The sequence below is a fragment of the [Clostridium] symbiosum ATCC 14940 genome (assembly GCF_000466485.1).
GTDB classification, from domain to species: domain Bacteria; phylum Bacillota; class Clostridia; order Lachnospirales; family Lachnospiraceae; genus Otoolea; species Otoolea symbiosa.
Map to the genome: position 1 here is coordinate 1 of NZ_KE992934.1, position 12,923 is coordinate 12,923.

The 12,923-nt window shown below is 49.8% G+C and carries 9 protein-coding genes; 8 read left to right on the forward strand and 1 reads right to left on the reverse strand.

Annotated elements, in window-relative coordinates; all coding sequences use genetic code 11:
- Nucleotides 1-167 precede the first annotated feature (167 nt).
- The 8 genes from pyrH (at nt 168) to CLOSYM_RS13010 (ending at nt 11,427) form a co-directional block, all read left to right on the forward strand.
- The gene (gene pyrH / locus CLOSYM_RS12975; protein WP_021642451.1) at nt 168-869 is read left to right on the forward strand and encodes a UMP kinase; all 702 of its coding nucleotides are present in this window, start codon (nt 168-170) and stop codon (nt 867-869) included.
- A 12-nt stretch (nt 870-881) separates the two neighbouring features.
- On the forward strand, nt 882-1,436 hold the full coding sequence (frr, locus tag CLOSYM_RS12980; RefSeq protein WP_003499703.1) for a ribosome recycling factor: 555 nt from the start codon (nt 882-884) through the stop codon (nt 1,434-1,436).
- A gap of 105 nt (nt 1,437-1,541) precedes the next feature.
- On the forward strand, nt 1,542-2,282 hold the full coding sequence (locus tag CLOSYM_RS12985) for an isoprenyl transferase (RefSeq protein WP_003499701.1): 741 nt from the start codon (nt 1,542-1,544) through the stop codon (nt 2,280-2,282).
- Nucleotides 2,283-2,384: 102 nt separating this feature from the next.
- On the forward strand, nt 2,385-3,185 hold the full coding sequence (locus CLOSYM_RS12990; protein ID WP_003499700.1) for a phosphatidate cytidylyltransferase: 801 nt from the start codon (nt 2,385-2,387) through the stop codon (nt 3,183-3,185).
- Between the two features lie 137 nt (nt 3,186-3,322).
- The gene (locus CLOSYM_RS12995; protein ID WP_003499699.1) at nt 3,323-4,465 is read left to right on the forward strand and encodes a 1-deoxy-D-xylulose-5-phosphate reductoisomerase; all 1,143 of its coding nucleotides are present in this window, start codon (nt 3,323-3,325) and stop codon (nt 4,463-4,465) included.
- A gap of 1 nt (nt 4,466) precedes the next feature.
- Nucleotides 4,467-5,648: an RIP metalloprotease RseP gene (gene rseP / locus CLOSYM_RS13000; protein WP_009298143.1), complete on the forward strand. Its 1,182-nt coding sequence runs from the start codon at nt 4,467-4,469 to the stop codon at nt 5,646-5,648.
- A 138-nt stretch (nt 5,649-5,786) separates the two neighbouring features.
- Nucleotides 5,787-6,854, forward strand: coding sequence for a flavodoxin-dependent (E)-4-hydroxy-3-methylbut-2-enyl-diphosphate synthase (gene ispG / locus CLOSYM_RS13005; protein ID WP_009298144.1), 1,068 nt, complete (start codon nt 5,787-5,789; stop codon nt 6,852-6,854).
- 37 nt (nt 6,855-6,891) lie between these two features.
- A complete protein-coding gene (locus CLOSYM_RS13010; protein ID WP_021642453.1) occupies nt 6,892-11,427 on the forward strand; it encodes a PolC-type DNA polymerase III in 4,536 nt (1,511 codons plus the stop codon).
- Nucleotides 11,428-11,677: 250 nt separating this feature from the next.
- Here CLOSYM_RS13010 and CLOSYM_RS13015 read toward each other — a convergent pair whose 3' ends face one another.
- Entirely contained in the window at nt 11,678-12,784 is a 1,107-nt protein-coding gene (locus CLOSYM_RS13015; protein ID WP_003499695.1) for a DUF362 domain-containing protein, read from the reverse strand.
- Nucleotides 12,785-12,923: the final 139 nt, after the last annotated feature.

Genomic DNA, 12,923 nt, shown 5'->3' on the forward strand with positions numbered 1-12,923 from the left:
ACACCGGACATGGTCCGTTCCGGCCGCGTCCTCCTAACCTCCGTTAAATATTAATTTATGAAATTTTTATCGCACAATCCCATCTTTTGTGGTAGAATAACAATGTTAAAGTATGGCATAGAAAATTATGCCGTTTACAACTAAATACACAGGGAGAAAGACCTATTATGGAAATGAAACGAGTATTGCTTAAATTAAGCGGTGAAGCTCTGGCAGGCGATAAGAAGACGGGCTTTGACGAAGCGACGGTAAAGGAAGTTGCCCGACAGGTTAAAATAGCAGTTTCCGAAGGCATCGAAGTCGGTGTTGTCATCGGAGGCGGAAATTTCTGGAGGGGCCGTGAGAGTAATGTCATTGACAGAACGAAAGCGGATCAGATTGGCATGCTGGCTACTGTCATGAACTGCATCTATGTGTCTGAGATTTTCCGAAGCAGCGGAATGGACACACAGATCCTGACTCCATTTGAGTGCGGCTCCATGACGAAGCTTTTTTCCAAAGACAGGGCCAATAAGTACTTTAAGAGAGGGATGGTAGTGTTTTTTGCAGGCGGTACAGGCCATCCGTATTTCTCTACCGATACAGGAGTTGCCCTCAGGGCGATTGAGATGGAGGCAGACTGTATTCTTTTGGCAAAGGCCATCGACGGCGTTTACGACAGCGATCCGAAGCTGAATCCGGCTGCGATAAAGTATGACACAATTTCCATTCAGGAAGTAATTGATAAAAAGCTGGCTGTAGTAGATTTGACGGCGTCTATCATGTGCATGGAGAATCATGTGCCGATGGCGGTATTCAGCCTTAATGAGGAAAACGGCATCATCAATGCGATGCAGGGAAAAATAAATGGTACGGTAGTTACCGCATAACAGGAGGTTTATATGCAGGAGAAGATTAAGGTTTACGAAGAAAAGATGGTAAAATCATATGAAGTTTTGTTGGATGAGTATGCCTCCATCCGGGCAGGCAGAGCAAATCCTCATGTGCTTGACAAACTGAGAGTGGATTATTACGGCACACCGACTCCGCTTCAGCAGGTAGCTAATGTCTCCGTACCGGAACCGAGAATGATTTTGATCCAGCCATGGGAGAGAAAACTGATCAAGGACATTGAAAAAGCAATCCTCACCTCTGATCTGGGCATCAATCCGAATAATGACGGCAATGCCATCCGCCTTGTCTTCCCGGAACTGACGGAAGAGCGGAGAAAAGAACTGGCGAAGGATGTCAAGAAAAAGGGAGAAGGCGTTAAAGTAGCTGTCCGCAATATCCGCCGTGATGCCAATGATGCGATCAAGAAGATGGAGAAGGCAGGAGAAATTTCTGAAGATGATCAGGCTGAAGGCGAGGAGAAGATCCAGAAGATTACAGACAAGATGATCGAGAAGATTGATAAAGCGGTAGAGGCAAAGACAAAGGAAATTATGACCGTTTAATCTTTTCGGTTCGGAGAGATTTAACCGCATAACAGGGGGCAGGTAATCTGCCCCTGATTTTACGTTAATTGACGGTGAGAGGCTAAACACACATCGGAGGAAATGATGGAAAATACAGATAAAATTATAACAGAGGAGACGAACCTGGTTATTCCGGAACACGTTGCCCTGATTCTGGACGGCAACGGCCGCTGGGCGAAGAAACGTGGACTTCCGAGAACCGCAGGCCATAAGCAGGGCTGCGTGACAGTGGAACAGACGGTGGAAGACGCCGCGAGACTGGGTATAAAGTATCTGACCGTGTATGGTTTTTCAACCGAGAACTGGAAACGCTCCGTCGAGGAAGTGGGAGCGCTGATGCAGTTGTTCCGTTACTATCTGAAACGGCTTTTAAAAATTGCAAAATCAAATAATGTCAGAGTGAAAATGATCGGGGACAGAACCCGTTTCGATAGAGATATCATTGAAGGAATCGATACACTGGAGAGAGAGACAAAAAATAATACGGGAATGACTTTCGTGATTGCCGTTAATTATGGAGGAAGGGATGAGATCACAAGAGCGATCCGGCGGATGACGGCAGACTGTAAGGAAGGCCGTCTCGATTCCGGCTCAGTTACGGAACAGGTGGTTTCTTCTTATCTGGATACGGCAGATATCCCGGATCCGGATCTTTTGATCCGTACCAGCGGAGAAATCCGCCTCTCGAATTATCTTTTATGGCAGCTTGCGTACAGTGAGATCGTTGTGACAGACTGCCTGTGGCCTGATTTCAACAAAGAAGAGCTATTAAAGGCCATTGCCCAGTATAATAAGAGAGACAGAAGGTTCGGCGGGGTCAAATGAAAATGAAGCACGCCTGAATTACCTCGCAGGAGGATGGCTGCAAAGCGGATGCAGCTTACGAATACCTGTATTGTCGGCAGGTGAGTTGAGGGAGGAGGAGCCATGTTCAGAACAAGGCTGATCAGCGGTATTATACTAGTAATTCTGGCCGTGATTGTAGTCAGTACGGGAGGTGCCCTTCTGTACGGCGTCACTGCGGTTATTTCACTGGTGGGGATGTTTGAATTATACCGTGTAATGGGTATTGAGAAAAAAAGTCTGGGACTTGTCGGATATCTGGCGGGGATATCGTATTATGGCCTGCTGTGGTTCGACGGACAAAAATATGTGACGTTGATGGCGATTGCAGCCCTGATGCTGCTTATGACAATCTATGTGTTTACGTTTCCACACTACGGGACAGAACAGGTGACGGTGTCTTTCTTTGGCATCTTCTATCTGGCAGTGATGCTTTCCTACCTGTACCAGGTGAGGGAGATGGCGGACGGAAGATATCTGGTCTGGCTGATTTTCCTGAGTTCATGGGGATGCGATACCTGCGCCTATTGCGCCGGAATGCTGTTTGGCAGGCACAAACTGACACCGGTGCTGAGCCCGAAAAAGACGATAGAGGGAGCCGTGGGCGGAATAATAGGGGCGGCTGTCCTCGGATTCATTTATGCATCCATATTCGGCCACAGGATGGATGAGATTGGCAATCCACAGGCAGCTTGTGCGGCAGCCTGCGCCATAGCGGCGGTGATTTCTCAGATAGGAGATCTGGCAGCCTCCGCAATCAAAAGGAACCATAATGTAAAAGATTACGGCCATCTGATACCGGGACACGGCGGTGTGCTGGACCGGTTTGACAGCGTTATATTTACGGCTCCGGCTATCTTTTTTGCGCTGACATTTCTCGGTTAACGGCTGACGGAAGGGACACCAAGATTCTGTCAGACAGGTACACCGGCCGGAAAAGATGCATAGAATACTGGAGCCGGTTCAATAATAACTGAAGATATCAAAAAGTAACAGTGAGTTAAGAAAGGCAGACATCTGCGATGAAAAAAATAGCTATACTGGGTTCTACCGGTTCAATCGGAACACAGACATTGGACGTGGTCAGGACGAATAAAGATATAGAGGTGACTGCATTAGCCGCCGGAAGCAATATATCGCTTTTGGAAAGTCAGATCCGGGAATTTACACCGAAGCTCGCCGCAGTCTGGGATGAGAAGAAGGCGGCTGAACTTAAAAGCCGGGTGCGAGATCTCGATGTGAAGGTGGTAAGCGGGATGGAAGGCCTTCTCGAAATTGCCGCAGAACCTTCCTCGGAGATTCTGGTGACGGCAATTGTAGGTATGATTGGCATCAGGCCGACCATTGCGGCAATGGAGGCGGGCAAGGACATTGCCCTCGCGAATAAGGAAACGCTTGTGACCGCAGGCCATATCATCATGCCGCTGGCAAAAGAGAAGAATGTCAGGATACTGCCGGTGGACAGTGAACATAGCGCCATATTCCAGAGCCTGAACGGCGAGCATGGAAACAGGATACATAAAATCCTTCTGACTGCATCGGGCGGCCCGTTCCGCAAAAGAACGAGGGAGCAGATGAAGGACATTCAGGTGGAGGATGCGCTTAAGCATCCCAACTGGACGATGGGCAGAAAGATAACAATCGACAGCTCCACGATGGTGAACAAGGGGCTGGAAGTGATGGAAGCAAGATGGCTGTTCGGCGTCACGATGGAGCAGGTTCAGGTTGTGGTCCAGCCTCAGAGCGTGATTCATTCCATGGTGGAATTTGAAGACGGAGCTGTAATTGCCCAATTGGGAACTCCGGACATGAAACTGCCGATTCAGTATGCGCTTTACTACCCGCAGCGGAAGTTTTTGCCCGGCGGGCGGTTAGATTTTGCCAAACTTGGGCAGATTACCTTTGAAGCCCCTGACTTCTGCAATTTTCACGGCCTTTCACTGGCCTATGAGGCAGGAAAACGCGGCGGAACGCTGCCGACCGTATTTAACGCGGCGAATGAACTGGCAGTGAAAAAATTCCTGGACAGAAAAGCAGGATACTTAGCGATAACCGATATGATCGAGGCTGCAATGGAGCAGCACAGGGTAGTGGAAAATCCGTCGGTGGATGAGATACTTTCCGCTGAGCAGGAGACTTATGACTTTATAGAGAGCAGGTGGTAGATTGTTAAGTTTACTTGCGGCAATACTTGTATTTGGACTAATCATACTTTTTCATGAATTCGGACACTTTCTGCTGGCAAAGCGCGGCGGAATCTGCGTAGTGGAATTTTCTCTGGGAATGGGGCCGAGACTGTTCAGCATGGTCAAAGGCGGAACCAGGTATTCCCTGAAACTGTTTCCCTTCGGAGGCTCCTGCATGATGCTGGGAGAGGATGAGGATTTATCCGACGATGACAGGGATGAGAGGGCCGGAAAAAATATTGCCGGTAAAGCAGCTTACGGGGAGGATGAGTTTAAAGATACAAAAGCCGCTTCCCATAAGGAAGCGGAGCAGACACGAAGCTACGCGGGGGTAGAACTGGCGCCGGGAGCAACCGGAGTGACATTTAATGAGACATCGGTGTGGACCCGATTTCTTGTTATTGCGGCCGGACCGGTTTTCAACTTTATTCTGGCATTTGTCTGTGCATTCTTTGTAATCAGCTATGTGGGCTACGATCCGGCGGAAGTTTACAGCGTCGTGGAGGGCTATCCGGCGGCTGAGGCAGGAATTGAGCCGGGCGACGTGATTACACAGATCAACGGCAAGAACATTAAGATATACAGGGACGTACTGGCTTATACCAGCTTCCACCAGGGAGAGACACTGAACCTGGAATACAGACGCGGCAATGAACTTCATCAGGCGGTGATTGAGCCGGTATATTCCGCTGAAAACGGAAGCTATATGATGGGAATCAGCGGCGGAGTCTATAAAAAACCGGAATCCGTATTTGTGACAGCCAAATACAGCGCGTATGAACTGAGGTACTGGATCAATCTGACGTTCAAGAGCCTTGGGATGATTGTGAAACGCCAGGTAAAGACGGATGATATAGCAGGCCCTGTGCGGATTGTTTCGATGATCGATTCCACTGTCAGGGAGAGCAGCGAATACGGGCTGATGGTGGTGCTTGTCAATCTCGCCAATATGTGTGTCCTTTTGAGCGCAAACCTTGGCATCATGAATCTGCTTCCGATTCCGGCCCTGGACGGAGGACGGCTTGTCTTTATCATTCTGGAAGCGCTCAGGGGGCGGCCGATCGACCGGGAAAAGGAAGGGATGATCCATATGGCCGGTATGGCGGTTCTTATGGTGCTGATGGTATTTATCCTGTTTAATGATATCAGAAACATGCTGTGATAAAGTAGAAGTCCAGACAGGTCAGCACGTAACAGTTCAGACAGCATGAACTGTTACGGCAGCACAGCGGCTGTACTGACCGTAGATAAAAATAGATTGACAATTCTGTAAAAGTTCAGAGATACCGGGGAGGTTAGTATGGCGTACAGAGATGAGACAAAAACGGTTCAGATTGGAAAAAAGGTGATCGGGGGAGGAAACCCGATCCTGATCCAGTCCATGTGCAACACAAAGACAGAGGATGTGAAAGCGACAATCGGCCAGATCCTGGAACTTCAGAACGCTGGCTGTGATATTATCCGCGTGGCGGTTCCGACGATGGAAGCTGCAATGGCCCTGACCGAGATTAAGAAGGCAATCAGGATTCCTTTGGTGGCCGATATTCATTTTGATTACCGTCTGGCGATTGCGGCGATAGAATGCGGCGCTGATAAAATCCGGATCAATCCTGGCAATATCGGTGCAAAAGAACGCGTTCAGGCCGTTGTGGATAAAGCCCGGGAATACGGCGTCCCTATTCGTGTGGGCGTCAACAGCGGTTCCCTGGAAAAGCATCTGCTCGAAGAGTACGGCGGCGTGACGGCGGAGGGAATTGTACGGAGCGCCCTGGAAAAGGTGGCGTTGATTGAGCGCATGGGATACGACAATCTCGTAATCAGCATCAAATCCTCGGATGTCATGATGTGCGTAAAGGCTCATGAGCTGATTGCAAAGAAAACCAGATATCCGCTCCATGTCGGCATCACGGAGGCGGGAACGCTGCTGGCAGGCAATATCAAGTCCGCCGTTGGCCTGGGCCTGATTTTAAATCAGGGGATCGGAGATACCATCCGTGTCTCCCTGACCGGAAACCCGGTGGAGGAAGTGAAATCGGCAAAGCTGATTTTGCGGACCCTGGGGCTTCGAAAGGGAGGGGTTGAGGTGGTATCATGCCCTACCTGCGGGAGAACCTGCATTGATCTGATCGGTCTGGCCGGCCAGGTGGAAAACATGGTCCAGGAATATGAGCTGGATATCAAGGTGGCCGTGATGGGCTGTGTCGTAAACGGCCCGGGAGAGGCAAGGGAGGCGGATCTTGGCATTGCAGGCGGCATCGGGGAAGGACTGCTGATCCGCAAAGGTGAAATCATCAAAAAAGTGCCAGAGAAAGACCTTCTGCCCGCACTGAAAGAAGAGCTTGACAGGCTGGCCGGAAAACTGGAATAATAGAGCTGCAGGGTGAAAAAGAAATTAAGGTGATGGAATGAAATCGTTTTTGGAAGTATTTCCTGATTTACATATTGCAGATAATGTGAGAGAGCTTTTTGAGCTGGTAGAGGTGGAGAAGGTGGCCACTACCAGGGATAGAAGCTCTATCCGCATTTATATCGTCAGTCCCAGACTGATTCATAAACAGAACATCTATAAGCTGGAGGAGGGGATTAAGAGCCAGCTCTTCCCCGGAAAAAAGGTGACGATTAAAATCCTGGAGAAATATCATCTCTCCGGCCAGTATACGCCGAAAAAGCTGATGGATGTTTACCGTGACAGCATCCTGATGGAGCTTAAGAATTACAGCATTCTTTTATACAATATGTTCCGCAGGGCCGTTCTCTCTTTTGACGAGAAGGATCTTCTGACCATGGAGATCGAGGATACGATGATAGCAAAGGACAAGGCGCCGGAGCTTGTGAGGATCCTCGAAAAGATCTTTACGGAACGCTGTAACATTCCGATGGAGGTCAGGCTGTCCTACCGCCCGGCAGAGGCCAGAAAAAGGGTGGAGGAGGAGCCTGCCGTCATCTATATGAACGCGGAGCATACATCCGGCGGCGCAGCGCCGTCCGATCCGGCTCCGGTCTCCGGGGAGGCCTCCCTGGATCTTCCCTTTGACGAGGGCAGCTCGGTCTTAAAGCCGGTGGGCGATTTGAATTTCCAGGCGGAGAAGAAACAGAAAGCAGTTAAGGAAACCGGCGGAAAGAACGCCCAGTCAAAAGCGGGAGGCGATTTAAGCGGCAAAAAGGGCAAAGGCGATTTTAGCGGCGGAAAGAGGGAATTCCGGCGCTCCGGCTACGGCAGAAAGTCGGATAATCCGGATGTCCTGTATGGCCGCGATTTTGACGAAGAGTCGGTTGAGATTGAGAAGATAGAAGGGGAGATAGGTGAGGTGGTGATCCGCGGAAAGATACTCGCCACGGATGTGCGTGAGCTTCGCAGCGGTAATTCCCTCTTTATTTTCAGTATCAGTGACTTTACCGATACGATCAGTGTCAAAGTGTTCGCCCGCGAGGAGTCACTTGAGGATTTGAAGACTGCGACAAAGGCCGGCCAGTTTGTCAGGCTGAAAGGCGTGGCGAACATCGACCGTTTCGACGGGGAGCTGACCATCGGTTCTGTTGTGGGTATTAAAAAATGCGAGGATTTTACGACGAAACGCGTGGACAATGCTCCGGTCAAGCGTGTGGAACTGCACTGCCATACCAAGATGAGCGATATGGACGGCGTTTCCGAGGTAAAGGACCTCATTAAGCGGGCCAAACAGTGGGGAATGGACGCGATGGCGGTAACGGATCACGGCTGTGTCCAGTCCTTTCCGGATGCCAACCATTCCGTGGAGAGAGGTGATAATTTCAAGGTTCTTTACGGTGTGGAGGGATATCTGGTCGACGATATGAAGGAACTGGTTGAAAACGGTGCGGGACAATCCCTGGATCATACCTGTGTGGTCTTCGATATCGAGACGACCGGCTTCAGCCCTCTTAAGAACCGGATCATTGAGATAGGCGCAGTCAGGGTGGAGGAGGGACGGATTGTTGATAAATTCAGCAGCTTCGTCAACCCCGACGTGCCGATTCCCTTTGAGATAGAGAAGCTGACGGGTATCAATGACAACATGGTTCTGGATGCGCCGAAGATAGACAGGGTTCTTCCTGAATTTCTGGAGTTTTGCAGGGGAGCCGTCATGGTGGCTCATAATGCCGGTTTTGACATCAGCTTTATTAAAGAGAATGCAAGACAGCAGGGACTTGAGTTTAATCCGACCGTGCTCGACACGGTATCCCTGGCCCGCGTTCTCCTTCCGAACCTCAACCGGTTTAAGCTGGATACGGTAGCAAAAGAGCTTAAGATTAACCTGGCAAACCATCACAGGGCGGTGGACGATGCAGGGGCGACAGCGGAAATCTTTGTCCGTTTTATAAAAATGCTGAAGGAACGTGACATTTTTGATCTGTCCCAGTTAAATGAACTCAGCAGGATGACGGTGGAAATGATACGGAAGATGCCCACCTTCCATATTATCATAATTTCGAAAAACGATGTGGGGCGCGTCAATCTCTACCGCCTCGTATCAGAGTCCAACCTGACTTATTTTGCCAGACGTCCCAGGATCCCGAAGAGCCTGCTTAGCCAGTACCGGGAGGGCCTTATCATCGGTTCCGCCTGCGAGGCGGGGGAACTCTACCAGGCGCTTTTACGCGGTGTGCCTGATACGGAGATACATAAGATAGTGGATTTTTATGACTATCTGGAAATACAGCCTCTGGGCAACAATGCATTTATGCTCAGGGATGAGAAAAGTCCGGTGAATTCCGAGGAAGAGCTGATGGATTTGAACCGCAGGATTGTGGGTCTGGGAGAACAGTATAATAAGCCGGTCTGCGCGACCTGTGACGTCCATTTCCTGGATCCGGAGGATGAGGTTTACCGGAGAATCATCATGTCGAGTAAAGGATTCAAGGACGCCGACGATCAGGCTCCGCTCTATCTGCGGACCACGGATGAGATGCTCAGGGAATTTGAGTATCTGGGGAGCGACAAAGCCGAGGAGGTGGTAATCACCAATACCAGGAAGATAGCAGCCATGTGCGAAAGGATAGAGCCTGTCCGTCCCGATAAATGCGCTCCTGTTATTCCCAACTCGGATGAGACGCTGAGAAGCATCTGTTATAACAAAGCCCATGAAATGTATGGTGAGAACCTTCCTAAAATTGTGGTGGATCGTCTGGAACGGGAGCTTAACTCGATAATTTCCAACGGTTTCGCCGTTATGTATATTATCGCCCAGAAACTGGTATGGAAATCAAATGAGGACGGCTATCTGGTAGGTTCCAGGGGATCCGTAGGCTCCTCGCTGGTGGCCACAATGTCGGGTATCACGGAAGTAAACCCGCTCAGCCCTCATTATTACTGCACCAATTGTCATTATTATGATTTTGATTCCGAGGAGGTCAGGAAATTTGCAGGTATGGCTGGCTGTGACATGCCGGATAAAAATTGCCCGGTCTGCGGGGAACCGCTTAAAAAGGACGGCTTCGATATTCCATTTGAAACCTTCCTCGGCTTTAAGGGTGACAAGGAGCCTGATATCGACCTGAATTTCTCGGGAGAGTACCAGAGCCGCGCGCATACCTATACGGAAGTTATTTTCGGAAAAGGACAGACCTTCCGTGCCGGAACAATCGGCACACTGGCCGATAAGACGGCTTACGGCTATGTGAAGGGCTATTACGAGGACAGGGGCGTTCGCAAACGCCGCTGTGAGATAGACCGGATTGTGGGAGGCTGCGTCGGTGTGAGAAGAACGACGGGACAGCACCCGGGAGGCATTATCGTGCTTCCCCATGGGGAGGAAATCTATTCCTTTACCCCGGTCCAGCATCCGGCCGATGATATGACGACCAGAACCGTAACGACACATTTTGATTATCACTCCATTGATCATAACCTGCTGAAGCTGGATATACTGGGACACGATGATCCGACGATGATAAGAATGCTCCAGGATCTGACAGGCCAGGATCCGGTAAAGGATTTTCCGCTTGACAGCAAAGAGGTCATGAGCTTATTTCAGAACACCTCGGCACTGGGCATAGAGCCGGAGGATATCGGCGGCTGCAAGCTGGGCGCTCTTGGAATACCGGAGTTTGGAACCGATTTTGCCATGCAGATGTTAATTGACGCCCAGCCGAAATATTTTTCGGATCTGGTGCGTATTTCCGGATTGTCCCATGGTACCGACGTGTGGCTGGGAAATGCCCAGACATTAATCCAGGAGGGAAAAGCAACAATTCAGACGGCTATCTGTACCCGAGACGATATCATGGTATATCTGATCGGCATGGGCCTGGAAGAGGGCCTGGCGTTCACTATCATGGAGAGCGTGCGTAAGGGAAAGGGCCTGAAGGACGAATGGATTAAAGAGATGACCGATCACGGCGTACCCGACTGGTATATCTGGTCCTGTAAGAAGATCAAGTACATGTTCCCGAAAGCTCATGCTGCGGCTTATGTTATGATGGCCTGGCGTATTGCCTACTGTAAGGTGTTTTATCCTCTTGCCTACTATGCGGCGTTTTTCAGTATCCGTGCCAGCGGCTTTTCCTATGTACTCATGTGCCAGGGCCGTGAAAAGCTGGAATATCATCTGGCCGACTATAAGAAAAGAATGGATACACTCTCGAAGAAAGAGCAGGATACGCTCCGCGACATGAGAATTGTCCAGGAGATGTATGCCAGAGGGTTTGAATTCACGGCCATTGACATCTTTAAAGCCAGCGCCAGGAGTTTCCAGATAGTGGATGGAAAATTGATGCCGTCCCTCAGCAGTATCGACGGACTGGGCGAGAAAGCGGCCGACGCTATCGTATTTGCGGCGGAGGACGGACCGTTCCTGTCAAGAGAGGATTTCATCAACCGCACGAAGGTTACGAAGACCGTGTGCGATCTGATGGGAGAACTGGGGCTTTTGGGGGATTTGCCGGAGAGTAACCAGCTTTCGTTGTTTGATATGGTGATGTGATGATACCAGGGTCAAAAGGTTGGAAATCTGATGCAAGCTTGCTTGCATGAAGATTTTTAATCTTTTGACCCTGGTATCATGTCATTTAGTTAAGCAGGTGAGGTCGCTGCCGTACGGACAGCGGTGGGGATGATTGGATGAGTCTTTTGTCCCGGGGGAGGATTGTCGTGAGTTGGAGCTGCGGAGAAGATATAGTCTGCGGATGCCCCAGAGGAAGATTTTCACCGGGACGAAAGCCTCCGAGCCTCAATTAAATCTCAATTAATTCATATTCCATAGTACCAATCCCAAGCTTTTCCGCATGTTCCAGCGCCACTTTCCAGTTGGTTTCCGGATGGATGTCCGTAAAATGATCATGGTGGCAGTGCTCACGCTCATCGAGTATACAACCTGGGATTGCAGGCTGACGGTTTACGGCATCGGCACAGGCCATATCGAGGGCAACCGGGTCAAAGGAAGCAAACATTCCTACATTCGGGATGATAGCTGCGTCATTTTCAGCATGGCAGTCACAGTAGGGGGAGACATCCACGACGAGACTGATGTGGAAATGCGGCCTGTCCTTTAAAACGGCGAGGGAATATTCGGCTATTTTTTTATTTAAGATGTCATTTGATTCATCACAATGGTTTGCAACGGCATCTACCGGACAGACTCCGATGCAGCGTCCGCAGCCGGCGCATTTATCCGGTGCGATGGAGGCCTTTTTCTCTGCGATGGAAATTGCGTCGTGTGCACAGTTGCGCTTGCAGGCTCCGCAGCCGATGCATTTATCGGTAAGGACAAAGGGGCTGGTGGCGTTGTGCATCTCCAGTTTTCCGGCGCGGGAACCGCAGCCCATACCGATATTTTTGAGCGCACCTCCGAAACCGGTGGACTCGTGACCTTTAAAATGGCTTAAGGAGATAAAGATATCGGCATCCATAATGGCGCGGCCGATTTTTGCCTCTTTCACGTACTCCCCGTCAATCGGGACGAGGATATCGTCGGTACCCTTCAGTCCATCGGCGATCAGCAGATGGCAGCCGGTGGTAAAGGGATTGTAGCCGTTTGTGTAAGCGGAGTCTAGATGATCCAGGGCATTCTTGCGTCCGCCCACATAGAGGGTATTACAGTCGGTGAGGAATACCTTTCCGCCCTGTTCCTTAATCAGGTCGACGATAACTTTGGAATAATTCGGGCGAAGATAGGCCAGGTTGCCGGGTTCACCAAAATGAATTTTGATCGCGGTATACTGGTTTTTAAAATCGATTTGCTCCAGCATCCCCGCTTTCTTTACAAGACGGGCCAGTTTCTGAAGAAGATTTTCAGTAAATGTTGCCCTGAAGTTAGTAAAATATACTTTTGAAGCAGACATAGGATACCTCCTGATATGTATTCATTAACGATGAAATTATAGCATAAATAAGAATGGATTGCTACTGTTACCGTTTATAGCACCATGCTGCCGAAATATCCACCATTTTTATTGTATACTCGGGAATTTTATGGTAGAC

What these genes read in the sequence shown, in the direction of transcription:
- ispG (WP_009298144.1), top strand. Translation starts at nt 5,787, where the DNA reads ATGGCGTACAGAGATGAGACAAAAACGGTTCAGATTGGAAAAAAGGTG.
- frr (WP_003499703.1), top strand. Translation starts at nt 882, where the DNA reads ATGCAGGAGAAGATTAAGGTTTACGAAGAAAAGATGGTAAAATCATAT.
- CLOSYM_RS12990 (WP_003499700.1), top strand. Translation starts at nt 2,385, where the DNA reads ATGTTCAGAACAAGGCTGATCAGCGGTATTATACTAGTAATTCTGGCC.
- CLOSYM_RS13015 (WP_003499695.1), bottom strand. Translation starts at nt 12,784, where the DNA reads ATGTCTGCTTCAAAAGTATATTTTACTAACTTCAGGGCAACATTTACT.
- CLOSYM_RS13010 (WP_021642453.1), top strand. Translation starts at nt 6,892, where the DNA reads ATGAAATCGTTTTTGGAAGTATTTCCTGATTTACATATTGCAGATAAT.
- pyrH (WP_021642451.1), top strand. Translation starts at nt 168, where the DNA reads ATGGAAATGAAACGAGTATTGCTTAAATTAAGCGGTGAAGCTCTGGCA.
- CLOSYM_RS12985 (WP_003499701.1), top strand. Translation starts at nt 1,542, where the DNA reads ATGGAAAATACAGATAAAATTATAACAGAGGAGACGAACCTGGTTATT.
- CLOSYM_RS12995 (WP_003499699.1), top strand. Translation starts at nt 3,323, where the DNA reads ATGAAAAAAATAGCTATACTGGGTTCTACCGGTTCAATCGGAACACAG.